Source organism: Azospirillum rugosum (assembly GCF_017876155.1).
GTDB classification, from domain to species: domain Bacteria; phylum Pseudomonadota; class Alphaproteobacteria; order Azospirillales; family Azospirillaceae; genus Azospirillum; species Azospirillum rugosum.
The window spans coordinates 43,607-67,618 of sequence record NZ_JAGINP010000027.1 but is presented as its reverse complement, the minus strand read 5'-3'; the positions used below and the strand labels follow the sequence as shown (position 1 = coordinate 67,618).

The 24,012-nt window shown below is 70.6% G+C and carries 20 protein-coding genes; 17 read left to right on the top strand and 3 right to left on the bottom strand.

Translation table 11 applies throughout. The features are described from left to right. Positions 1-185: 185 nt before the first annotated feature. The 13 genes from J2851_RS29360 (at position 186) to J2851_RS29300 (ending at position 13,467) form a co-directional block, all read left to right on the top strand. Positions 186-716 (top strand): flavin reductase family protein, encoded by a 531-nt coding sequence (locus tag J2851_RS29360; RefSeq protein WP_209770854.1) that lies wholly within the window; start codon positions 186-188, stop codon positions 714-716. Positions 717-760: 44 nt separating this feature from the next. Further along, positions 761-2,272: an aldehyde dehydrogenase gene (locus tag J2851_RS29355; protein ID WP_209770853.1), complete on the top strand. Its 1,512-nt coding sequence runs from the start codon at positions 761-763 to the stop codon at positions 2,270-2,272. A 24-nt stretch (positions 2,273-2,296) separates the two neighbouring features. Continuing rightward, complete coding sequence (locus J2851_RS29350) at positions 2,297-3,412, top strand: LLM class flavin-dependent oxidoreductase (RefSeq protein ID WP_209770852.1); 1,116 nt, start codon at positions 2,297-2,299, stop codon at positions 3,410-3,412. A gap of 2 nt (positions 3,413-3,414) precedes the next feature. Next, the gene (locus J2851_RS29345) at positions 3,415-4,242 is read left to right on the top strand and encodes an alpha/beta fold hydrolase (protein WP_209770851.1); all 828 of its coding nucleotides are present in this window, start codon (positions 3,415-3,417) and stop codon (positions 4,240-4,242) included. Beyond that, the gene (locus J2851_RS29340) at positions 4,235-4,630 is read left to right on the top strand and encodes a carboxymuconolactone decarboxylase family protein (RefSeq protein ID WP_209770849.1); all 396 of its coding nucleotides are present in this window, start codon (positions 4,235-4,237) and stop codon (positions 4,628-4,630) included. The genes J2851_RS29345 and J2851_RS29340 overlap by 8 nt, the downstream gene beginning before the upstream one ends. Further along, on the top strand, positions 4,627-4,941 hold the full coding sequence (locus J2851_RS29335; protein WP_209770847.1) for an NIPSNAP family protein: 315 nt from the start codon (positions 4,627-4,629) through the stop codon (positions 4,939-4,941). Before J2851_RS29340 ends, J2851_RS29335 begins: the two co-directional genes overlap by 4 nt. Before the next feature lie 219 nt (positions 4,942-5,160). Further along, complete coding sequence (locus J2851_RS29330) at positions 5,161-6,282, top strand: quaternary amine ABC transporter ATP-binding protein (protein ID WP_209770915.1); 1,122 nt, start codon at positions 5,161-5,163, stop codon at positions 6,280-6,282. Continuing rightward, positions 6,275-7,237, top strand: a complete 963-nt coding sequence (locus J2851_RS29325) for an ABC transporter permease (protein ID WP_209770845.1) — start codon at positions 6,275-6,277, stop codon at positions 7,235-7,237. The genes J2851_RS29330 and J2851_RS29325 overlap by 8 nt, the downstream gene beginning before the upstream one ends. 45 nt (positions 7,238-7,282) lie before the next feature. After that, positions 7,283-8,323: a glycine betaine/L-proline ABC transporter substrate-binding protein ProX gene (gene proX, locus J2851_RS29320; RefSeq protein WP_209770843.1), complete on the top strand. Its 1,041-nt coding sequence runs from the start codon at positions 7,283-7,285 to the stop codon at positions 8,321-8,323. 241 nt (positions 8,324-8,564) lie between these two features. Then, entirely contained in the window at positions 8,565-9,161 is a 597-nt protein-coding gene (locus tag J2851_RS29315; protein ID WP_209770841.1) for an amino acid synthesis family protein, read from the top strand. A 7-nt stretch (positions 9,162-9,168) separates the two neighbouring features. After that, complete coding sequence (locus J2851_RS29310) at positions 9,169-10,095, top strand: 2-hydroxyacid dehydrogenase (protein ID WP_209770840.1); 927 nt, start codon at positions 9,169-9,171, stop codon at positions 10,093-10,095. Then, the gene (locus J2851_RS29305; protein ID WP_209770839.1) at positions 10,095-11,324 is read left to right on the top strand and encodes an MFS transporter; all 1,230 of its coding nucleotides are present in this window, start codon (positions 10,095-10,097) and stop codon (positions 11,322-11,324) included. Before J2851_RS29310 ends, J2851_RS29305 begins: the two co-directional genes overlap by 1 nt. A 322-nt stretch (positions 11,325-11,646) precedes the next feature. Beyond that, positions 11,647-13,467 (top strand): helix-turn-helix domain-containing protein, encoded by a 1,821-nt coding sequence (locus J2851_RS29300; RefSeq protein WP_209770837.1) that lies wholly within the window; start codon positions 11,647-11,649, stop codon positions 13,465-13,467. A 15-nt stretch (positions 13,468-13,482) separates the two neighbouring features. Here J2851_RS29300 and J2851_RS29295 read toward each other — a convergent pair whose 3' ends face one another. Continuing rightward, complete coding sequence (locus J2851_RS29295; RefSeq protein ID WP_209770836.1) at positions 13,483-14,982, bottom strand: CoA-acylating methylmalonate-semialdehyde dehydrogenase; 1,500 nt, start codon at positions 14,980-14,982, stop codon at positions 13,483-13,485. A gap of 26 nt (positions 14,983-15,008) precedes the next feature. After that, a complete protein-coding gene (aptA, locus tag J2851_RS29290; protein ID WP_209770835.1) occupies positions 15,009-16,370 on the bottom strand; it encodes an omega-aminotransferase AptA in 1,362 nt (453 codons plus the stop codon). 120 nt (positions 16,371-16,490) lie between these two features. Between aptA and J2851_RS29285 the strand changes: the two genes are divergently transcribed. Continuing rightward, complete coding sequence (locus J2851_RS29285; RefSeq protein ID WP_209770834.1) at positions 16,491-17,417, top strand: LysR family transcriptional regulator; 927 nt, start codon at positions 16,491-16,493, stop codon at positions 17,415-17,417. 19 nt (positions 17,418-17,436) lie between these two features. On the opposite strand, the gene J2851_RS29280 is transcribed toward J2851_RS29285, so the two are convergent. Next, a complete protein-coding gene (locus J2851_RS29280) occupies positions 17,437-18,996 on the bottom strand; it encodes a gamma-glutamyltransferase family protein (RefSeq protein ID WP_425514329.1) in 1,560 nt (519 codons plus the stop codon). A 402-nt stretch (positions 18,997-19,398) separates the two neighbouring features. Between J2851_RS29280 and J2851_RS29275 the strand changes: the two genes are divergently transcribed. From J2851_RS29275 to J2851_RS29265, 3 genes are read left to right on the top strand one after another with little or no spacing between them, the layout of a single operon-like run. Next, positions 19,399-20,247: an SDR family oxidoreductase gene (locus J2851_RS29275; protein ID WP_209770832.1), complete on the top strand. Its 849-nt coding sequence runs from the start codon at positions 19,399-19,401 to the stop codon at positions 20,245-20,247. A 48-nt stretch (positions 20,248-20,295) separates the two neighbouring features. Beyond that, positions 20,296-21,858 carry a GMC oxidoreductase gene (locus tag J2851_RS29270; RefSeq protein WP_209770831.1) on the top strand — a complete coding sequence of 521 codons (1,563 nt, stop codon included), beginning with the start codon at positions 20,296-20,298 and terminating at the stop codon, positions 21,856-21,858. Beyond that, positions 21,855-23,945 (top strand): FAD-dependent oxidoreductase, encoded by a 2,091-nt coding sequence (locus J2851_RS29265; RefSeq protein WP_209770830.1) that lies wholly within the window; start codon positions 21,855-21,857, stop codon positions 23,943-23,945. Before J2851_RS29270 ends, J2851_RS29265 begins: the two co-directional genes overlap by 4 nt. The last annotated feature ends 67 nt before the right edge of the window (positions 23,946-24,012 follow it).

The following is a 24,012-nucleotide window of genomic DNA, read 5'->3' as shown; positions in this document are numbered from 1 at the left end:
GATCGCCTTCGGCGCTCAACCGGCCTGCGGCCGTCGGCTTCGAGCCCCGGAGGGGAGAGGGAACGCCAGTCGCGCCCCTTCCTCCGTTCCGGCGGAGACAATTTGTCGCACCCTCCGTCCTCCCGGAGGAAGATGGCCGGGCCGGTCCCGCGTAGCCTTTCCCTCGTTACGGAAGGGAGGCACACGTGACATTCGACGTGACATTCTCCGTGAATGAACCACCGCTCATCAATGAACGAGAGCTTCGCAACGCCTTCGGCACGTTCCTGACCGGCGTGACGGTCGTCACCATGATCGACGGCGACGGCAATCCTCGCGGGATCACCGCGAATTCCTTCACCTCCGTTTCCCTCGACCCGCCGTTGCTTCTGGTGTGCGTCGGGAACCGGTCCTTCAGCTTCTCGGCCTTTTGCGAGACGGACTCCTTCGCGGTCAACCTGCTGCACGAAGGGCAGGCCGACGTCTCCACCCTCTTCGCGTCGAAGACGCCGGACAAGTTCCAGTCCGTCGCCTATGGGCAGGGCCGCACCGGCGCGCCGATCCTGGACGACTGCCTGACCTGGTTCGACTGCACGGTCCACGACCGGGTCATGGCCGGCGACCATCTGGTCCTGATCGGCCGCGTGCAGGCGTTCGGCACCAGCCCGTCGGCCCCGCTCGGCTTTTGCCGCGGCCGCTACACGCCGCCCCTGTTCCGCGCCGCCGAAAACGCTTGACCGGCCCCAGGCCGCCCGCCCCCTCACAGGACACGAGAACCGCGATGCACACCACCTGCAGGTCGCTCGAAGGCACCCGCCGCGCCCTCTACATCGGGGGACGGTTCGTCGAACCGAAGAGCGGCCGCTACATCCCGAGCTTCGACCCAACCACCGCCGAGCCCTGGTACGAGCTGGCCGACGCCGGGCCTGAGGACGTCGACGACGCCGTCGCCGCGGCGCGCGCCGCCTTCACCGACCCGGCTTGGCGGCGGATGACCCAGAGCGACCGGGGCAAGCTGGTGCGCCGGCTGGCCGAGCTGATCCTCGCCAACGCCGAGGAACTGGCGCTGATGGAGACCCGCGACAACGGCAAGCTGATCAAGGAGATGCGCGCCCAGATGCGCGCCATGCCCGACAGCTACACCTACTTCGCGGGCATGGCGGACAAGCTCCAGGGCGATACCATCCCGGTGAACAAGCTGGATATGCTGAACTTCAACCTGCGGGAACCGCTGGGCGTCGTCGGTATGATCACTCCCTGGAACTCGCCCCTGATGCTGCTGACCGGCACGCTGGCGCCCTGCCTCGCCATCGGCAACACGGTGGTGATCAAGCCGTCGGAGCACGCCACCGCCTCCACCCTGGCGCTCGCCGAACTGGTCGCGGAGGCCGGATTCCCGGCCGGCGTGGTCAATGTGGTGACCGGCAATGGCGCCACCGCCGGGGAGGCGCTGACCCGCCATCCGGGCATCGCCAAGTTCGTCTTCACCGGCAGCACCGAAACCGGCAGCCGCATCGCCGCCAACGCCGCGAAGAACCTCGTGCCCTGCCAGATGGAGCTGGGCGGCAAGTCGCCCCACGTCGTGTTCGGCGACGTGGACATCGAGCGGACGGTGAACGGCGTGGTCGCCGGTGTCTTCGCCGCCGCCGGCCAGACCTGCGTCGCCGGCTCGCGCTGCTTCGTCGAGGCCAGCATCTACGACCGCTTCGTGGAAGCGCTGGTCGCCCGCACCGGGCGCATCGCCGTGGGACACCCGATGGAGGAGGCGACGGACATCGGCCCGCTCGCCCTGTCGGCGCAGCTGGCGAAGGTGGAGGGCTACGTCGCCTCGGGCCTGCGCGACGGCGCAAGACTGGCGGCCGGCGGCAAGCGGCCCCAGGCGGCCGGGCTGGACAAGGGCTGGTACTTCGAGCCCACCGTGCTGGCCGACGCCCGCAACGACATGGGCTTCATGCGCGAGGAGATCTTCGGGCCCGTGGTCGGCGTCGTGCCCTTCGCGTCGGAAGACGAGATGATCGCCATGGCGAACGACACCCGCTACGGCCTCGCGTCCGGCGTCTGGACCAGCGACATCGACCGCGCCATGCGCTTCGCCACAAGGATCGACGCCGGCACCGTCTGGATCAACACCTACCGCGCCGCCGCCTACATGTCGTCGAACGGCGGCTTCAAGCAGAGCGGCTACGGCCGGCGCGGCGGTTTCGACGTGATGCGCGAGTTCTCGCGGTCGAAGAACGTGGTCATCGACTACTCCGGCGCCATGCAGGACCCCTTCGTCATCCGCTTGCGCTGATCCTCCCTTAGAAAGGACCAGGACATGAAGTTCGCCGTCGCGCTTTCCATGGAGCGCTTCTCGCCGGACACGCCGATGAGCGACGTGACCAGCACCATGCTGGAACTGGTGAAGATGGCCGACCAGGGCGGTTTCGAAACCCTGTGGACCGCCGAGCACCACACGATCGAGTGCACCATCTCCCCCAACCCCTTCACCATCCTGACCTGGCTGGCCCAGCACACGGAGCGCATCCGCCTGGGCACCGCCACGGTGGTCGCCCCCTACTGGAGCCCGATCCGGCTGGCCGGGGAGGCGGCGCTGTGCGACCACCTGACCGGCGGCCGGCTGGAGTTCGGCATCGCCCGCGGCGCCTACCAGTACGAGTTCGACCGCATGGCCGGCGGCATGCCCCAGCAGGAGGGTGTCGCCTACATGAAGGAGCTGCTGCCCGCGGTGCAGAAGCTGTGGGCCGGCGACTACGCCCACGACGGCCATTACTGGAAGTTCCCGCTGGCCACCTCCGTGCCGAAGCCGCTTCAGCAACCGCACCCGCGCGTCTGGGTGGCGGCGCGCGACCCCGGCACCTTCGACTGGGCGGTCGGCATGGGCGCCAGCATCCTGTCCACGCCGCTGGCCGCCCCGGCCTCCGAGATCGCCGTGCTGGGCGAGAAGTTCCGCAAGGCGGTGGCCGACCATCCGGAGGTGCCGCGCCCGCGCTTCATGATGCAGCGCCGCACCTGCTGCTACGACCGGCCGGAAGAGGCCGATCTGGCCGTGCAGCACAGCATCGACTACGGCCGCAGCTTCGAGAACCTGTTCCAGAACATCGGCACGGTGACCAACGGCTTCCCGACCGCCGTCTCCTACGAAAGCGTCGCCGGCCGCGACAACTACAAGCCGGAGAACATCCGCAAGAACCTGATGTTCGGCACGCCCGACGAGATCATCGAAAAGCTTCTGGACTATGAGGCCGCCGGCGTCGACCAGTTCTCGCTCGGCCTGTCCTTCAACCTGCCGGTCGCGCTTCAGCGCAAGACGCTCGACCTCTTCACCCGCGAAGTGCTGCCCGTCTTCGCCGCCCGCGAACGCGACCGCGAGCGGGAGGAGGAACGCCGCCTCGCCGCAATGCCGCTGCGCATGGCCGCGACGGGGCGCTGACCATGGCGGACTCCCAGACATTCACCGTCGGCGCGGTGACGCTGAACTACCGGCTCGACGGCCGGGGGCCGGAGCCGCTGGTCTGCGTCCACGGCGTCGGCTCCTACCTGGAGGCGTGGAGCGGCGTGGTGGAACGGCTCGCCGACCGCTTCACCATCCTGACCTTCGACCTGCGCGGCCACGGCCGGTCCAGCCGCATCAAGGGCCGCTACGAGATCGACGATTTCGTGCGCGAGACTCTGGCGCTCGCCGGCCATGTCGGCTTCGACCGCTTCAACCTCGCGGGATTCTCGCTCGGCGGCCTGATCGCCCAGCGCCTGGCGCTGACCCATCCGGAGCGGGTGAAGCGTCTCGTCCTGCTGTCCACCGTCGCCAACCGCAACCCGGAGGAGCGGCGGCGGGTGCTCGACCGTCTGGCCGCGCTCCAGGCCGGGCAGCCGGGCTCGCACTACGACGCCTCCCTGTCGCGCTGGCTGACGGAAGGATTTCAGGAACGCAACCCCGACCTGATCCAGACCCTGCGCCGGCGCAACGCGGAGAACGATCCGGACTGCTACGCCGCCGCCTACCGCGTGCTGGCGGAAACGGATTTCGGCGGCTTCCTCGACCAGATCCGCTGCCCGACCCTGATCGCCACGGGGGAGGAGGACATCGGCTCCAACCCGCGCATGGCGCGCGCCATGCACGACAGCATCCCCGGTTCGGAGCTGCACATCCTGCCCGGCCTGCGCCATTCGATCCTGAACGAGGCGCCGGACGCCGTCGCCGGCCTGATGGGACGCTTCCTGACTGAATCCTCCCAGCCGACGGAGATCGCACGCCATGGATGAAGACCTGCAACAGGCCGGGGAGCGCGTGCGGCGCGACGTGCTCGGCGACGCCTACGTCGACCGCGCGATGGCCGCGGCGGACGACTTCTCCCGCCCCTTCCAGCAGATGGTCAACGAGTATTGCTGGGGGCAGTGCTGGGCCGACGACGCGCTCGACCGCCGCCAGCGCAGCCTGCTCAACCTCGGCATGATTGCCGCACTCGGCCGCATGCACGAGTTCGAGCTGCACCTGCGCGGCGCCATCCGCAACGGCCTGACCGACGCCGAGCTTCAGGCGGCGCTGATCCAGATCGCCGTCTATTGCGGCATCCCCGCCGGCGTGGAGTGCTTCCGCATCGCCCGCAAGGTCCGCCAGGAAATCGCCGAAGGGGAGGGAGCCGGATCATGATCGTCGAGGAACGCAACTACCGCATCCGTTCCGGCAAGCTGCGCGAGTATCTGGCGCTGGTGCAGAACGAAGGGCTGGCGATCCAGCAACCGATCCTCGGCAACCTGATCGGCTATTTCGTCAGCGAGATCGGCCCGCTCAACCACGTCGTCCACATGTGGGGCTACGCCGATTTCGAGGACCGGACGACCCGCCGCCAGCGGCTTTCCGAGGATCCGCGCTGGCAGGAATTCATCCCGAAGCTGACGGCGCTGATCGAGACGGCGGAAAACCGCATCCTGCTGCCCACATCCTTTTCGCCGCTGAAGTGACCGCACCTTGCTGCGTTTCGCAGGAACGATAATCCGTCAATTCCGCCGATTCGACGGAAGACAGGAAGACGCCCAGGGCGTCCTAATGGCAAGAAGTAAAAAACTCAAGAGACAGGGAAAGCCCACCGACCACAACGATGGGAGACGGTTGTGACCGAACGACTGAGGGTAGAGAATCTCTATAAAGTCTTCTCCAAATCTCCCGAACCGGCCCTTCGGATGCTGGCCCAGGGCGCCAAAAAGGCCGAAGTGCTGGCAAAAACCGGAATCGTAGTAGGGTTGAACGACGTTTCACTGTCGGTGCCGACCGGCGCCATCTACATGGTGATGGGCCTGTCGGGGTCGGGCAAGTCGACCCTGGCGCGCTGCATCAACCGCCTGAACGAACCCAGCGCCGGCCGCATCCTGCTGGACGGCCAGGACATCGTCACCGCCGGCGAGGCGGAATTGCGCGACATCCGCCGCACGCGCATCTCCATGGTGTTCCAGCATTTCGCCCTGCTGCCCAACCGCACCGTCGCCGAGAATACGGAGTTCGGCCTGAAGCTCCAGGGCGTCGCGCCGCGCGTCCGGCGGCAGCGGGCGGAGGAGGTGCTGTCCATCGTCGGACTCGCCCGCTGGGGCAACCACTACCCGCACGAGTTGAGCGGCGGCATGCGCCAGCGCGTCGGGCTGGCCCGCGCGCTCGCCACCGACGCCGACGTGCTGATCATGGACGAGGCCTTCAGCGCGCTCGACCCGCTGATCCGCACGGAGATGCAGGACGAGCTTCTGCGCCTTCAGCGCAGCCTGAAGAAGACGATCCTGTTCATCACCCACGACTTCCAGGAGGCGCTGAAGCTCGGCACCCGCATCGCCATCATGGCCGACGGGGAACTGGTCCGCGAAGGCACGCCGCAGTCCATCGTGCTCGACCCCGGCAGCGACTATGTCGCCGCCTTCACCCGCGAGGTCGACCGCTCCCGCCTGTTCGACGCCCGCTCGGCGATGAACCCGGTCGCCCCTGTTCCACTGGCCGCCGGCCTGTCCCTGGCGGAGACCGGCGACGGCGGCGGGCTGGTGCTGGACGACGCCGGCCGCGTCGTCGGGGCGCTGGACGCCGACACGCTGCGCACCCTGCGCAACGGTGGCACCAGCCTCGGCAACCTTCTGCGCAAGGACGTCGTCACGGTGCGCGAGTGCGACAGCCTGCTCGACGCCGCCCGCGCCCACCGGGCCGGCCGGCCCATGGCGGTCGTCGACACCGAGGGCCGGCTGACCGGCACGCTCGCCGCCGACCGCATCCTGGCGGGCATCGCCTCCGCCCCTCCCCCCCAACCCGCGGGAGGCCCGCATGCTTGACGCCGACGACTTGGCCGTCTTCCCGGTCGACAGCTGGATCCAGGACGGCGTGGCGTGGCTCGCGCTGAACCTGCGCCCGCTCTTCCTCGCCATCAAATGGCCGGTCGAGTATGTCCTGAACCTGAACATCTACCTGCTGCACGAGATCCCCTTCCTCGCCTTCGTGGCGGTGGCCGTGCTGCTGGCCTGGCGCCTCGCCAGCCTGGGGGTCGCGGCCTTCACCGCCATCGCGCTGGTCGCCATCGCCGCGCTGGGCGTCTGGTCGGAGGCGATGACGACCCTGTCGCTGATCACCACCGCCATCGTCATCTGCGCGGCCGTCGGCATCCCGATCGGCATCGGCTGCGCCCGCAGCGACCGGATGTGGAGCGTCGTCCGCCCGGTGCTCGACATCATGCAGACCACCCCGACCTTCGTGTATCTGGTGCCGGTGGTCATGCTGTTCGGCGTCGGCACGGTGCCGGGCGAGGTGGCCGTGGTGACCGCGGCGGCCCCGCCGCTGATCCGCTTCACCAACCTCGGCATCCGCATGGTCGAGACCGAGATGGTGGAGGCCGGTCTCGCCTTCGGCGCCACCAAGCGGCAGCTTCTGTGGGAGGTCCAGCTTCCGCTGGCCGTGCCCACCATCCTCGGCGGCCTGAACCAGACCGTGCTGACCGCCATGGTCATGTCCGTCGTCGTCGCCATGATCGGCGCGGAGGGTCTCGGCCTCGTGGTCCTCCAGGGCCTCGGCCGGCTCGACGTCGGCCGCGCCGCGGTCGGCGGCATCGCCATCGTGCTGCTCGCCATGGTGCTCGACCGCATCACGCAGAAGCTCGCCCAGCCCGGCGGCCCCGGCGGGCGCCCGCTGCTCCGCAGCCTGCGCGGCCTCTTTCGCCCCGACCGCGCGATAGAAGGCAAGACGGTTGGCGCCAATGCGGTCGGCGGCCCGGCCGTCGCCAACCCGGACCAGTAACTCCCCCTCCCCGCTTCCGTCCCGACCCCGTTCCAGGAGTCCGCCATGTCCTTCCTGATGCCCAAATCCATTGCGAAGACGCTGACCGCCGCCGCCATCCTCGCCGCGGCCTGCGTGCAGCCGGCGCTGGCCGCCGACCAGCCCGGCAAGGGCAAGACCATCCGCTACGCCCAATCCGACAGCCTGGGCGCCAACTACGTCACCGCCCAGATCGTCTCCGCCGCCTTCAAGGAGCTTGGCTACTCGGTCAAGCTCAGCACCCTCAGCACCACGCTGTTCTTCCAGGCGGCGGCGCAGGGCGACCTGGACATCGCCACCGACATCAACTTCCCGCAGCGCGAGCCCGCCTTCCGCAAGGTGGAACAGCAGGCGACGATCGTCGGCGGCGGCCTGATCAAGGAGGGCGGCGTCAACGGCTACCTGATCGACAAGAAGACGGCCGACGCCCACAAGATCACCTCGCTGGAGCAGATGAAGGATCCGAAGATCGCCGCGCTGTTCGGCAAGGGCGGCAAGGCGGATCTCGTCAACTGCGATCCGGGCTGGAGCTGCGGCGACGTGGTGGACTTCCAGCTCGACAAGTTCGGCCTGAAGGACACGGTGAACTCCGTCCGCGGCAAGTACGAGCCTCTGATGGTGGAGGCCGTCGCCCGCGTCCGCCGCGGCGAGCCCGCCTTCTTCTATGCCTGGAGCCCGTCCTGGGTCACCAACACGCTGATCCCCGGCAAGGACGTGGTCTGGCTGCCCACTCCCTTCGACGCCCTGCCCCCGTCGGTCCCCAACAAGGGCACCGCGCTGGTCAACGGCGTGACGGGCTGCGCCGGCGGCGCCGACCCGTGCCGCATGGCGATGGCCTCCTGGAACTGGAACACCGTCGCCAACCGCGACTTCATCGCCGCCAACCCCGCGGTGAAGGCCCTGGTCGAAAACATCGGCTTCCCGCTGCAGACCTGGGCCGGCTGGGAGCGCGCCATCAGCGAGAAGGGCGCCAGCGACAGCCACATCCGCGCCCTTGCCCAGGAATGGCTCTCCGCCAACAAGCCCACCTTCGACCAGTGGGTCGCCAGCGCCAAGGCCGCGAGCTGAGGCAGGCGCACAGTGACTTCCCTCTCCCCTCCGGGGAGAGGGAAGGGGCCCACGCGAAGCGTGGGAAGGGTGAGGGGGCCGGCGCGCTTCGCGCGCCGCGAAGGGGCATACTGCCCCTTCGCCATCCCCTGGCACAGGCGATGCCTGTGCTGCCCCCTCACCCTAACCCTCTCCCCGGAGGGGAGAGGGAAAGACATTGCCATGCGCCGCAATCGCAATGAACACAACCGGACGGGACATTATGGACATCGGACTGCGCAAGATCTCCACCTTCATCGAGGAAACCATCGTCGAGGGCGGCAAGGCCGCGGAGCGGCCGATCACGTCGGTCGTGGTCGCCGCGGTGCTGCGCAACCCCTGGGCCGGCCAGGGCTTCGTGGAGAACCTGCGGCCGGAGATCCTGCGCATCGCGCCGGTGCTGGGCGCGGAGATGACCCGGCGCCTCACCGCCCTGATGCCGGCCGAGCGCATCGAGGCCTACGGCAAGGCGGCCTCCGTCGGCGTGAACGGGGAGATCGAGCACGCCTCGGCCCTGATCCACACGCTGCGCTTCGGCAACATGTTCCGCGAGGCGGCGGGCGGGACCACCTTCCTCAGCTTCACCAACACGCGCAACGCCGCGGGCGCGCTGCTCGCCCTGCCGATGATCCACAAGACGGAGACCGGCAAGCGCGCGCATTTCCTGACCGCCAACTTCCAGGTTCCCGACGCCCCCGGCCCGGACGAGCTGCTGGTCGCCATCGGCGCGTCGGACGGCAGCCGCGCCCACCCGCGCATCGGCGACCGCTTCCTCGACATGGCGGAAATGGAGGCCGAAAAGGCCCCCGCCCAGGCGTGAGCCCTCCATGACGCTGCTCTTCTGTTCGAACATCGACAACGCCGGCCTGTGGCGCGACGCGCTGGGCCGCCGCCTGCCCGGCTTGCCAATGCGCGTCTGGCCCGATGTCGGCGACCCGGCCGACATCGACATGGCGCTGGTCTGGCAGCCGCCGCAGGGCGTCTTCGCCGGCCTGTCGAACCTGCGGCTGGTGATGTCGCTCGGCGCCGGGGTCGAGACCCTGTTGCGGGACCCGACCCTGCCCGACGTGCCGCTCGTCCGCATGGTGTCGGACAGCCTGAGCGACGACATGGCCGGCTTCGTGGCGCTCCAGGTGCTGCGCTGGCACCGCCATTCCGACGCGTTCGACGCCGCGCAGAAGGCCGGCGTCTGGCAATGGCTGCCCTACCGGCCGGCCCGCGAGGTCACCATCGGCCTCCTCGGCCTGGGGGAGCTGGGAAGCGCCGCCGCCCGCGTCCTCACCACGCTGGGCTACCGCGTGCTGGGCTGGAGCCGGTCGCCGAAGCACTTGGCCGGCGTGGAGAGCCTCGCCGGACCCGACGGGTTGGCGGCGATGCTGCCACAGTGCGACCAGCTGGTCTGCCTGCTGCCGCTGACCGCCGACACCCAGGGCATCCTGGACCGGCGCCTGTTCGACCGCCTGCCGGCCGGTGCCGTCCTGATCAACGCCGGACGTGGCGCGCATCTGAATGAGGCCGACCTGCTGGACGCGCTCGACCGCGGCCATCTGGCCGGGGCCAGCCTGGACGTGTTCAGCGAGGAGCCCCTGCCGGCCGGTCATCCCTTCTGGGGCCACCCGCGCGTCCGCGTCTCCCCGCACAGCGCGGCGGCCACCCACCCGTCCCAGGCCGTGGAGCAGGTGGTGGCGACCGTGACCGCCTTCCGGGAGGGACGGCCCCTGGCGAATGTGATCGACCGGGGGCGCGGCTATTGATGCCTCCGCTGCTGCCGGTCATGTCGGCCGCGGTCCTGCTTCAGGCGGGCAACGGGTTGCTCCAGGCCCTGCTGCCGCTGCGGATGCAGGCGCAGGGGCTGTCGGGGGCCGACATCGGCATGGTCGCGTCGGCTTACGGCGTCGGCTTCGCCGCCGGCTGTTTGGCGGCGCCCAGGGTCGTGCGCCGGCTCGGCTTCGTCCGGGCCTACGCCGGGCTGGCCGCGTTCATGGCGATCCTGGCGCTGGCCTTGCCGCTGGCCGGCGGCGCTGTTGGCTGGATGCTGCTGCGCGCGCTGACCGGCGCCGGCTTCGCCGGCCTGTTCACGGTGGTGGAGGGCTGGGTTGGCTCCGGCTCGCAGGATGGCAACCGCGGACGAGTCCTGGCGGCCTACATGGTCACCACCAAGCTGGCGCTGATGGCCGGCCCCCTCCTGGTCGAGCCCGGCGGCGACCAGCCGTTCCGCGCCCTGATCCTGCTGGTCCTGCTGTCCATCCTTCCCGTTGCCGTCGCGCGGCCGGTCACCCCGGCGCTCCCGACCGCCGTCACGTTGGACCTGCGCGGGCTGTTCCGGCTGGCGCCGTCCGCCCTGGTCGGCTGCTTCGTGGTTGGCGTCGTGTCCGGCACGGTGCTGGCGCTCGCCCCGCTGTACGGGCTGCGCGTGGGCTTGTCCGACACCGCGGCGGCGGCCTTGCTCATCGCGCTCCAGGGCGGCAGCCTGCTCGCGCAATGGCCGCTCGGCTGGCTGTCGGACCGGCGGGACCGGCGCGTCGTGATCGCCGCGGTGGCCGGGAACGGGGCCGTCCTGTCCGTCGGGCTGGCGCTGTTGCCGGCTGGCAGCCCGGCCTGGGCGGTGTGGGTCGGCTTCGCGCTGTGGGGCAGCCAGATCCTGTGCCTCTACGCCCTGTGCGTCGCCCACGCCTGCGACGTCGTCCCGCCGGGCCGGATCGTGCCCACCGTCAGCGGCCTGCTGATCGTCTGGGCCGCCGGAGCGATGGCCGGCCCCGTCCCGGGCGCCCTGCTGCTCGACCGCTTCGGCCCGCCGGGCCTGTTCACCTTCGCCGCCGCCGGCTGCGCCGCGCTGACCGGCTTCGTCCTGATCCGCCGCGCGGTCCGGACACGAACCCCCGATCCCCTGCGCCTGCCCTTCCGCCCGCTGCGCCCCGACGGCCTGACGGGTGCGGCCATCCCCGACCCGCGCACGGCACCCGCACCGGAGGAGGGGCGCTGAGGGCGCCATCGCCTCTGGCCGTTTAACCCTCTCCCCTCTGGGGAGAGGGGAGGGTGAGGGGGCCCCGCCTTCTCGGTGCGTCCGGCAAAAGCGCAACCCCCTCACCCTAACCCTCTCCCCAGAGGGGAGAGGGGATTAGGCGTTGACGCCCCCACCACCGGGCATGATAGGATTGCAGTCATAAGAAGCGGCGCTGTCCGCCCGTGCGACATCCGCGAAAAAAACGTTGCACGATGTTTCATTGGGCAACGCGTGGGGCGGGACACGGGATGCGGGCGGGGCTTGGGCCATTGGGGCCATTGGGGCCGCTGGCGGAGGAAACGTGGTCGAGACGTCGCGAATCCAGTCTCTGCGGGTGGTGGCAAGCCTGATCAATTCAGGCGGGGATCTGGCGACGGTGCTCCAGCGGCTCGTCCTGGCCGCCTGTCGGCACGCCAACTGGTCGATGGGGTCGATCATGGCGGTGGACGTCGAGCATGGCTACGGCCTCGTGGTCGTCCGCCACGACCCGACGCTGATCCAGCGCCCGCTGTCCGACCGGTGGGAGCTGGCGACCAGCCCGTCGCTGGTGGCCTTGCGGCGGAACGAGCCGGTCTTCATCCGCGACGCCCGCGTGTCGGAGGAGTTCCCTGGCTACCGCCGCGAGGCGTTCGAGCGCGACTACCACAGCGTGCTGGTCGTGCCGATGAATTGCACCGACGACGAGGGCCGGCCCCTGGTGCTCAGCGTCGTGTCCCGCAGCATCGTGGACGTGACCGAGGAGGACCTGACCTTCATCGGCATGATCGTCCAGCTGGGCGAGATCGCCGTGGAGCGCCAGCACCGGCTGCGCGCCGAGACCCTGTCCGCGGAGCGCCTGCAACGGGCGCTGGAGGTCAACACCTCGCTGCTGCGCCAGGCGTTGGAGGACGGGGCGATGGACACGCTCCTGCCGCGGATCCGCGACCTGCTGCCCTACTCCCTCGTCATCGTGGATTTCACCGCCAACCTCGTCACCGCCGACCGCGCCCCCTGCGGCAGCGGCATCACCGACGCCGCGTGGCAGGCGGCGGTGTCGGCCGGCCTGGGCCCCACCATCATGAAAGCGGCGCGCGACGCCATCGACCATCCGATCGGCGACCACCCCACCGCCACCGCGCCCACCCTGTTCTGGGAGGTCGGCGGCACGCGCATCCGCACCGCACCGCGCATCGACCCGCTGACCGCCGACGGCGAGGCGGTCGGGGCGCTGATGATCTTTCCGGGCCCGCAGCCCTATGGGCAGGCCGACCTGCTGCTGCTCGACGGCATCAAGCACGCGCTCAGCATCCAGATGCTGCGCAACGTCATCCGCTTCCGCTACGAGAACCGGACGCTGACCGACCTGTTCCTGGAATTGGTGGAGCGGCGCTGGCGCGACCACCGCGACATCGGGCAGCGCGCGTTGCGCCTCGGGCTCAACCTCGACCGGCCGACCCAGATGATCGTCGTCGGCCTGCCCGACCGCGGGCCGAAGGCGGTCAGCGCCGCGGCCGACCTTCACCTTCCGGTGCAGCGCCTGCTGCCGCTGCACGGCGTCGCCGGCACCCTCGTCACCGTCCCGACCGGGCTGGTCTGCATCATTCCCTATGTGGACTCATCCCCCGGCGAGCGCGGCCAGGGGCCGGTGAAGCGGCTGATGGCGCAGATCGCGCGGGCGGTCGCCGACATCCTGCACGCGGAGCCCTTCGTCGTGCTCACCAACCGATGCGACGCGCCCCCGGACTATGCCGACGCGTGGGACCGCTCCTGGCGGATGATCCGCATCGCGCAGGAGTTCGGGCGGTCCGGCATCCTCGACGCCCGGCAGTTCGGCCCGTTGCCGATGCTGCTCGCCGCCGCCAGCACCGACGAGGTGCGCGGCTACGTCGCCGACAGCATCGGCGCGCTGATCGAGTACGACCGCCGGCACGGCACGCCCTACATGGAGACGCTGGCCGCCTACCTGAAGACCGGCTGCCGGACCAAGGCCTGCTCCGACCAGCTCGGCCTGCACGTGACGACGCTGCGCTACCGGCTGGCCCGCATCGCCGAGCTGTTCGGCATCGACGTGGAGAACCCGGAGCGGCGCTTCTCCGTCGAACTCGCCGTGCACCTCAGCGGGGTCATCGACCGTGCACCGTGACCCCGCTCGCTGCGGTCACTTCATGGACGGAAAGGCGAACTGCGCGCCCTCGCGCACCCCGCCGGCCGGCCAGCGCTGGGTAACGGTCTTGCGCCGGGTGTAGAAGCGCACGCCGTCCGGCCCATAGGCCGCAAGGTCGCCGAACAGCGACCGCTTCCAGCCGCCGAAGCTGTGGTAGGCGACCGGGACCGGCAGCGGCACGTTGATGCCGACCATGCCGACCTTGATCATGTCGCTGAAATAGCGGGCGGCCTCGCCGTCGCGGGTGAACAGGCAGGTGCCGTTGCCGTACTCGTGCGCGTCGATCAGGTCCATGCCCTCCTGCATCGTCTTGACGCGGACGAGGCAGAGGACCGGGCCGAAGATCTCTTCCCGGTAGATGGTCATGTCCGGCGTGACGCGGTCGAACAGGCAGCCGCCCAGGAAGTTGCCGTTCTCATGCCCCGGCACCACCAGGGCGCGGCCGTCCACCACCAGCTCCGCCCCCTCGGCGACGCCCTGATCGACGTAGGCCTTCACCTTCTCGTAATGGGCGCGGGTGACCAGCGGCCCCATCTCGCAGCCCGCCGACGTGCCGGCGCCGACCTTCAGGTCGCGCAGCGCCGTGGACAGCCGCTCCGCCAGCCGGTCCGCCACCTCGTCGCCCACCGCGACCACCACGGAGATCGCCATGCAGCGCTCCCCGCAGGAGCCGTAGGCGGCACCCATCAGCGCGCCGACCGCGTTGTCCAGGTCGGCGTCGGGCATGACGATGGCGTGGTTCTTGGCCCCGCCCAGCGCCTGCACCCGCTTCCCATGGGCGGTGGCGGTCGCGTAGACGTATTCGGCGATCGGGGTGGAGCCGACGAAGCTGACGGCCTGCACGCGCGGGTCGGTCAGCAGCGTGTCCACCGCCTCCTTGTCGCCGTTCACGACGTTCAGCACGCCCGTCGGCAGGCCGGCCTCCTCGGCCAGCTGCGCGATCAGCAGGGCGGCGCTGGGGTCACGCTCCGACGGCTTCAGGACGAAGGTGTTCCCGCAGGCGATGGCGATGGGGTACATCCACAAGGGGACCATCGCCGGGAAGTTGAAGGGCGTGATACCGGCGACGACGCCCACCGGCTGGAACTCCGACCAGCTGTCGATGCCCGGCCCTACGTTCTTGGAGAATTCACCCTTCAGCAGCTCCGGCACGCCGCAGGCGTACTCGACATTCTCGATGCCGCGCCCAAGCTCGCCCAGCGCGTCGTCCAGGACCTTGCCGTGCTCCCGCGTGATCAGGGCGCAGACGCGCTCGGCATTCTCCTCCAGCAGCTGCTTGAAGCGGAACATGACGCGCGCCCGCTTGGCCGGCGGGGTGGCGCGCCAGGCGGGGAAGGCGGCCTCGGCGGCGGCGATCGCCTCCTCGACCGTGGCGCGGCCGGCGAGCGCCACCTGGCCGGCGACCTCCCCGGTCGCAGGGTTGACGATGTCGGCGGTGCGGCTGCCGGCGGGGGCGTCGGTCTTGCCGCCGATCAGGTGGGGAATGAGGGTCATGTCAGGGAGTTCCCGTTGTCCTTCGGTCAGGCCGTGGCCTGGATGGCGTCGGCGACCACGTTGAACAGGCGGTCGAGGTCGGCGGGATCGCTGTGGAAATGCGGCCCGAACTGGAGGGTGTCGCCGCCGAAGCGCACGTAGTAGCCGGCCTCCCAGCACTTCGCCCCGATCTCGTACGGGCGGCGGGCCGGCTCGCCGGGCAGCGGCGCGATGGTCACCGCGCCGGTCAGCCCGTAGTTGCGGATGTCGGCGACGTTCTTCAGCCCCTTCAGGCCATGGATCAGGTTCTCGAAATGCGGGGCCAGGGCGGCGGCCTTTCCGGGCAGGTCCTCCCGCTCGAAGATGTCCAGCGCCGCAAGCCCGGCCGCGCAGGCGACGGGGTGGGCGGAGTAGGTGTAGCCGTGCGGGAACTCCACCATGTACTCGGGCCCGCCGTTGTCCATGAAGGCCTGGTAGATGTCGTGCTTGGCGACCACCGCGCCCATCGGCACGGCACCGTTGGTCAGGCCCTTGGCGACGTTCATGATGTCCGGCACCACGCCGAAGGCGTCGGCGCCGAAGGGCGCACCCATGCGGCCGAAGCCGGTGATGACCTCGTCGAAGATCAGCAGGATGTCGTGTTTGGTGCAGATGTCCCGCAGCCGCTGGAGATAGCCCTTGGGCGGCGGCAGCACGCCGGCCGAGCCGGCCAGCGGCTCCACGATCACCGCGGCGATGTTGGAGGCGTCGTGCAGCGCCACCAGCTCCTCCAGCGCGTCGGCGAGGAAGGCGCCCTCCTCCGGCATGCCCTTCACGAACAGGTTCTGCGGCAGCAGCGTGTGCGGCAGGTGGTCGGCGTCGACGCCGGCCCCGAACAGCTTGCGGTTGCCGCCGATGCCGCCCAGGCTGGTGCCGCCGAAATTGACTCCGTGATAGCCCTTCGACCGGCCGATCAGCTTGGTCTTGGCCGGCTGCCCCTTCATCCGCCAGTAGGCGCGCGCCATCTTCAGCGCGGTGTCCGCGGCCTCCGACCCCGAGCCGACGAAGAAGACGTGGTCGAGCCCGGCCGGCGTCAGGGAGGCCAGCTTGTGCGCCAGCTTGAAGGCCGCTGGATGGCCGTGCTGGAAGGCCGGGCTGTAATCCAGTTCGGCGATCTGGCGGGCGACCGCCTCGGAGATTTCGCGCCGGCCATGGCCGGCGCCGCAGCACCACAGACCGGACAAGCTGTCGTAGATCTTGCGCCCCTCGGCGTCCCAGTACCAGCAGCCTTCCGCCTTCACCATCATGCGCGGGTTGTTCTTGAACTGGCGGTTGCCGGTGAAGGGCATCCAGTGCGCGTCGAGTTCCGCGCGCGTCAGGCCGGCGGCCTTGTCGCGGGACTGGGCTTGGTCATTGTCGAGGGGGGCCATCCGCTGCTCTCCGCGCGTGGTGAAGGGACCGTGAGAAAGCGAGTGTGCCGGGCCGCCGGCCATGGTTAAATCCAAACCATCCAAACTTCACGCAAGCCTTTGCTTACCTATCCCGGACCCATGACGACCAAGCCGGCGCGCCTCCTGTCCCCCATCACCGACGTCGACATCCGGCTGCTGCGGGTGTTCCGGACCGTGGTGGAATGCGGCGGCTTTTCGGCGGCGGAGGTGGAGCTGAACATCAGCCGGGCCGCCATCAGCCTGCACATGGCGGACCTGGAGCGGCGGCTCGGCCTGACCCTGTGCCGGCGGGGCCGCGCGGGGTTCCGGCTGACCGACGAGGGGCGGCTGGCCTACGAGGCGGCAATGCGCCTGCTGGCCGGGCTGGAGAGCTTCCGCGGGGAGATCGCCACGGTGCACGGCCGCCTGCGCGGCGAGCTGAACATCGGCATCACCGACAACCTCGTCACCATGCCGCGCATGCGCGTGACCCACGCGCTCCGCGGCCTGAAGCGGATGGCGCCGGAGGTGCGCGTGAACATCCGCATGATCCCGCCCAACGAGATCGAGCGCGGCGTCCTGGACGGGCGCCTGCACATCGGCGTGGTGCCGGCGCGGCGCGCCCTGCCCGGCCTCGGCGGCTTTCCGCTCTACGAGGAGGAGTCGCTGCTCTACTGCGGCCGGGGGCACCCGCTGTTCGAACGGCCGCCCGAGGCGGTGACCCGCGCGGAGGTGGAGTCGGCGGACGCCGTGGCGCCGACCCAGGCGCAGCTGCGGCACGAGCTGAACAACACCGCGACCGCGACCGACCGGGAGGGCGTGGCCTTCCTGATCCTCACCGGCTGCTACGTCGGGTTCCTGCCCACCCATTACGCCCGGCAGTGGGTCGAGCGCGGCATGATGCGCGCGCTGCGGCCGGACGACTACCGCCACTCCCTGGAATTCCACGCCGTGACGAAGAAGGGCGCCCAGCCCAACCTCGTCCTGGAACGCTTCATGGAAATCCTGAGCGGAGAAGAGGAGATGGCGGCGGACGCGCCGGCCTGACCGCGTCCGCCGCCGCGTGTCACCAGGCGGCAACCGCGCCGTCGCTCCGGGGGTCGGTCGCCCCTTCCAGTGTCCCGTCGGGGTGGCGGACGATGGCGCCCGCGTGGCCCATGGTGCTGGTGAAGGGCTCCAGGATCTCGACCTCGTGCCCGGCGTCGCGCAGCGCGGCGACCAGGGCGGGGTCGAAGCGGCTTTCCAGCTTCAGCGAGACGCTGGCGTCGCCCCAGGTCTTGCCGAGCAGCCAGCGCGGCGCCGTCACCGCGGCCTGGAGTCCCTGGCCGAACATGGCGTAGCGGGAGAAGACGGCGGCCTGCGTCTGCGGCTGCCCCTCCCCGCCCATGGTGCCGTAGACCATGCTGCGGCCGTCGTCGAAGCGGGCGAAGGCCGGGTTCAGCGTGTGGAAGGGCTTGCGGCCGGGCGACAGCGCGTTCCAGCCGTCCTCCTCCAGCCGGAAGGAGGCGCCGCGGTTCTGCCAGGTGATCCCCGTGTCCGGCAGCACGACGCCGGACCCGAACTCGAAATAGACGCTCTGGATCATGCTGACGGCGCGGCCCTGCCCGTCCACGACGCCGAGCCACACCGTGTCCCCGGGCTGCGCCACATAGGGCCAGGGCAGGGCGCGGGCCGGGTCGATGCGCGCCGCGAGATCGTCAAGCAGCCCGGCGTCCAGGTAGCTTTGCGCCTCGGCGGCCATGAAGGCGGGATCGCCGACGTCGCGGTCGCGCACCAGGAAGGCCTGCTTGGTCGCCTCGACCAGCCCGTGGATGTGGGCGAAGCCCTCCGCCTCCGTCACGCCCAGCCGGTCGAACAGGGCGAGGATCATCAAGGAGGCCAGCCCCTGCGAGGGCGGCGGGTGGTTGAACAGCCGGGCGCCGCGGATGCCGACCGACAGCGGCGTGCGCGGACGCGCCGCGTGCTTGGCAAGGTCGGCCACCGTGATCGGGCTGCCGGCGCGTTCCAGGTCGGCGGCGATGCTGGCGGCGAGCGGCCCCTGGTAGAAGCTGTCCAGCCCCTCCGCGGCCAGCCGCCGCAGCGTCCGGCCGAGCGCCGCCTGCTTCAGGAGGCTGCCCTCGCGCGGCGGCTCCCCGCCCGTCAGGAAGGTGTCGGCGTAGCCCGGCACGTCCTTCAGCTCCGGCAGCTTCTCGCGGGTCAGCGCCTCCTGGCTCGCAGTCACCGGGATGCCGCCCTCGGCGTGGGCGACGGCCTCCTCCAGGATGCGGGCGAGCGGCAGCGGATTCGCCCAGCGCGCGCTGATGGCCAGCGCCTCGCGCCAGCCGTCGATGGTGCCGGCCACGGTGTTGGCGGCCAGCGGCCCGCGCCAGGGCACCGTCGCGTGCCCATGGCGGCGGTAGAGGTCCAGCGACACCGCATGGCCGGCGCCGCCGCAGGCGTCGATGGCGACCGGTTCCCGCCCCGGCTCGGCGATCAGCCAGAATCCGTCGCCGCCGATGCCGGTCATGTGCGGGTAGACCACCGCCAGGGCCGCCGCCGTGGCGACGGCCGCCTCGATCGCGGTGCCGCCGTCCCGCAGGACGTGCAGGCCCGCCTGGCTGGCGAGGTGGTGCGGGGAGGTGACCATGCCCCGGCGGCTACGCGGCGTATTCAACATGATGGAGCCCTAACGCGTCGATTCCGTGTGCCGGCATGATAACCGATCAGCCCCATCGGTCATCCCTTTCGATGCGACGTCGCATCGATCGGCGGTATGGTCGCGATAGAGGCCGGGCATGGGCATAGCCGCCCTGCATCGAACCCATTGACCAAGGCGATTTCACAACGGCGCCCTCCCCGTCCTACCCTGCAGGCATGACGAATGGCCGCCACAGGAGGGCGTCATGAGCATCCTGCGCAGTTTCGCCCGCGATTGGGCCCGCTGGTCGAAGGCCGAGCGCGAGGCCGCCGTGGTCTTCGTGCTTCTGGCGGTGGTCTCGCCGGCCACGTGGCTGCTGTGACAGCCGCTTAACCCCAAAGGAAGAGAGACATGGAAGACGATTTCGGGCTGGCCCTGCGCGGGCCGGCGACAGGGAAACTGCGTCCGCTCGCCGGGCAGCGGGCGCTGGTGACCGGCGGCAACTCCGGCATCGGGCGCGCGATCGCGCTGGCCCTGGGCGAGGCCGGGGCGGACGTCGTCGTCAACTACGTCTCCGGCGGCGAGGCGGCCGACAGCGTGGCGGAGAGCATCCGCGGCTTCGGCGCCCGCGCCCTGGCGGTCAAGGCGGACGTGTCGCGGGAGGAGCAGGTGGAGGCGATGTTCGCCCGCGCCGTGGACGCCTTCGGCGGGCTGGACATCCTCGTCAACAACGCCGGCCTGCAGCGGGACGCGCCCTTGGAGGCGATGACGCTGGAGCAGTGGAGCACGGTGGTCGACGTCAACCTGACCGGCCAGTTCCTGTGCGCCCGCGCCGCCGTCCGCGCCTTCAAGCGGCAGGGCTTCCGGCCGGAGGTGTCGCGGGCGCTGGGCAAGATCGTCTGCGTCAGCTCCGTCCACGAGGTGATCCCCTGGGCCGGGCACGTCAACTACGCGGCCAGCAAGGGCGGCGTGATGCTGATGATGAAGACGCTGGCGCAGGAATTGGCGGCGGACCGTATCAGGGTCGTCGGCGTGGCGCCGGGCGCCATCCGCACCCCCATCAACCGCGCGGCGTGGGAAACGCCGGAGGCCCACGCGAAGCTTCTGAAGCTGATCCCGGCCAAGCGCATCGGGGAGCCGGAGGACATCGCCCACGCCGTGGTCTGGCTGGCCAGCGACGCCGCCGACTACATCACCGGCACGACGCTGTTCGTGGACGGCGGCATGACCCTCTACCCCGGCTTCGAAGCCGGAGGCTGAGCGAACAGGGAGGAGTGCATGTCCACAGACCACATGTCCAGAGACCCCATGCCCACGAACCGGTATGACGTGATCATCATCGGCTCGGGCGCCGGCGGGGGAACGCTGGCCCATCACCTCGCCCCGACCGGCAAGCGGATCCTGCTGCTGGAGCGCGGCGAGCATCTGCCCCGCGAGCGCGACAACTGGGACTCCCGCGCCGTGGTGGTGGAGGGCAAGTACAAGGCGCCGGAAACCTGGTACGACAAGGACGGCCGCCCCTTCCACCCCGGCATCCACTATTGCGTGGGCGGCAACACGAAGTTCTACGGCGCCGTGCTGTTCCGCCTGCGGGAGCAGGACTTCGGCCCGCTGCACCACAAAGCCGGCATCTCCCCGCCCTGGCCGATCTCCTACGCTGACCTCGCCCCCTACTACACGCGGGCGGAACGGCTCTATTCCGTGCATGGGGAGCGCGGCACCGACCCGACCGAGCCACCCTGCGACGATCCCTACCCGCACCCGCCGGTCAGCCACGAGCCGCGCATCCAGGCGCTGTTCGACGACCTGAAACGCGCCGGCCAGCGCCCCTTCCCCCTGCCGGTCGGCATCCGCCTGGACGAATCCGCCCCCCACCGCAGCGCCTGCGTGCGCTGTTCCACCTGCGACGGCTTCCCATGCCTCGTCCAGGCCAAGGCCGACGCACACGTCACCTGCGTCGCCCCGGCGCTGGAGCACCCGAACGTCACGCTGCTGACCGGTGCCTATGTGGACCGGCTGGAAACCAGCCCATCGGGGCGGGAGGTCACCGGCGTGGTGGTCCGCCGCGACGGCGTTGAGGAAACGCACCGGGCTGACATCGTCGTGGTGTCCTGTGGGGCCATCAACTCCGCCGCACTCCTGCTGCGCTCCGCCAGCGACCGGCATCCGGGCGGGCTCGCCAACCGGTCGGGGGTGGTCGGGCGGCATTACATGTGCCACCTGAACTCCGCCCTGATCGCCGTGTCGCGGCGGCCGAACCCGACGCACTTCCAGAAGACGCTGGGGCTCAACGATTTCTATTTCGGCGCCGACGACTGGGACTTCCCGCTCGGCCACATCCAGATGCTGGGCAAGACCGACGCGGCGATGGTCTCCGCGGAAAGCCACGGCCTTCTGCCCGCCGGTGCGGCGGAACGCTTCGCTTCCCACGCGCTGGACTTCTGGCTGACGTCGGAGGACCTGCCCGATCCCGACAACCGCGTGGAGGTCGGCCGCGACGGGCGCATCACCCTGCGCTACACGCCCAACAACGTCGAGGCGCACGACCGGCTGACCGCCAAGCTGAAGCAGCTGCTGCGCCACATCGGCTGCGAGCGCACGCTGATCCCGCGCGAAGCCTATTTCGGCAAGCGCATCCCCATCGCCGGCACCGGCCACCAGAACGGCACCATCCGCTTCGGCCACGACCCGGAGACGTCGGCGCTGGACGTGACCTGCAAGGCCCACGACCTCGACAACCTCTACGTCGTGGACGCGAGCTTCTTCCCGAGCAGCGCCGCGGTGAACCCGACCCTGACCATCATCGCCAACGCGCTGCGCGTCGGCGACCACCTGATCGAACGGCTCCATGCTGCGGGGGGTGTGGCATGACCGACCGCCTTCTCCGCGCTTCCATCGCAGCGCGCGACGCGCTGCACGTCGCGCAACGGGCCGCCGGGCCGGCGCTGGACTTCGCCGTCCGGCTGTGGCTGGCGCAGGCCTTCTGGGTGTCGGGCATCGTCAAGCTGCACGACTGGGACCAGGCGCTCTACCTCGCCCAATACGAATACCCGGTGTCGTGGCTCAGCCCAGTGACCGCTGCCTGGGTCGGCGCGGGGGTCGAGTTGCTGTGCCCGCCGCTGCTGGTGCTCGGCCTCGCCACGCGCTTTGCGGCCTTGCCGATGCTGGCGCTCGTGCTGGTCGCGCAATTCGCCTACCGGCCGCTGGACGCGCACCTCGTGCAGGCGGCGCTGCTGGCGTGGCTGGTGGTCATGGGCGCCGGGCCGCTGTCGCTGGACCAGAGTCTGGCGCGCGGCTTGCCCGGCAGCGCCCTGCCCTTCGCCAAGCCGGCGGCGCGCCTTCTGGGGTCCATCACCCGCCTTGGCGGGCCGCTGGTCCAATGGGCGCTGAGGTTGCTGGTCGCGGGCATCGTCCTGCGCTCCGGCCACCCGGCCGGAATCGTGGGAGCGCTTCTTCTGTCCGTCGGCTTGGGCACGCGGCTGGTGGCGCTGTCGCTGATCGGGCTGATGCCGGTCGTCGCGACCCTCTCCTGGCCCCTGATGCTGAGTGTGATCGCCGTGTTCGGGCCGGGGCCTCTGTCGCTTGACCGTCTCATGTCCCACGCCATCGCCCGCCGCTGGCCACGGCTGGCCGGAATCACGCCGCCGCTGCCGGAGGACGCGCCGCGCGTGGTCGTGGTCGGCGGCGGGTTCGGCGGGCTGGCGGCGGTGCGGGGGCTGGCGCAAGCCTCCTGCCGGGTGACGCTGATCGACCGGCGCAACCACCACCTGTTCCAGCCACTGCTCTACCAGGTGGCGACCGCCAGCCTGTCGCCCGCCGACATCGCCACGCCGATCCGCAGCCTGCTGCGCGACCAGGCGAACGCCCGGGTCCTGCTCGGCCGCGTGGTCGGGGTGGACACCGACGCCCGCGCGGTGCGGCTGGAGGACGGGCGCGCGGTCCCCTACGACCATCTCGTGCTCGCCACCGGTGCCCGGCACGGTTATTTCGGCCGCGAGGAGTGGGAGCCCTTCGCCCCCGGCCTGAAGAAGGTCGAGGACGCCACGGAGATTCGCCGCCGTCTGCTGCTGGCCTTCGAGGAGGCGGAGAACAGCGACGACCCGGACCTGCGCCGCGCCTTCCTGACTTTCGTGGTGGTCGGCGGCGGGCCCACGGGCGTGGAGTTGGCCGGCGCCATCGCCGAACTGGCCCGCCACGGGCTGGCGGGTGAATTCCGCGCCATCGACCCGGCCGAGGCGCGCGTCCTGCTGGTGCAGTCCGCCCCGCGCATCCTGCCCACCTTCCCGGAACCGCTGTCCGCCGAGGCCGCCGCGTCCCTGGAATCGCTGGGCGTCACCCTGCTGACCGGACGTGCTGTGGAGGCGGTGGACGAAGGCGGCGTGACCGTCTCCGGCACGCGCATCGCGGCGCGCACCGTCTTCTGGGCGGCCGGGGTCGTCGCGTCGCCCGCCGCGCGCTGGCTGGGTGTGGCGGCCGACCGCGCCGGCCGGGTGCCGGTCGCCCCCGACCTGTCGGTGCCCGGATTGCCGGAGGTCTTCGCCATCGGCGACACGGCGCTCAGCCACGGCTGGGACGGCCAGCCGGTGCCCGGCCTCGCCCCGGCGGCCAAGCAGGGCGGCGCCCATGTCGCCGCCGTCATCCGCGCCCGGCTGGAGGGCCGGCCCGCCCCGGCGCCCTTCCGCTACCGCCACGCGGGCAGCCTCGCCACCATCGGGCGCAAGGCGGCGGTCGCCGACTTCGGCCGGGTCCGCCTGACCGGGGCCGCCGCCTGGTGGCTGTGGGGCGTGGTGCACGTGCTGTTCCTGTCAGGCATGCGCAACCGGCTGGGTGTGGCCGTGGAGTGGTTCTGGGCCTACCTGACCTTGCGCCAGGGGACCCGCCTGATCACCGGCCCGATCGATCGGGTGCCCACTCGTGCCGCCGCCCCGACCGCCCCCGCGCTCGAACGCGCCTCATAGAGTGGAAGGCCACCTGACCGACGCAGCGCTCGCCCAAGCCAGAGAAACCATCGAACGGGAGGATCTG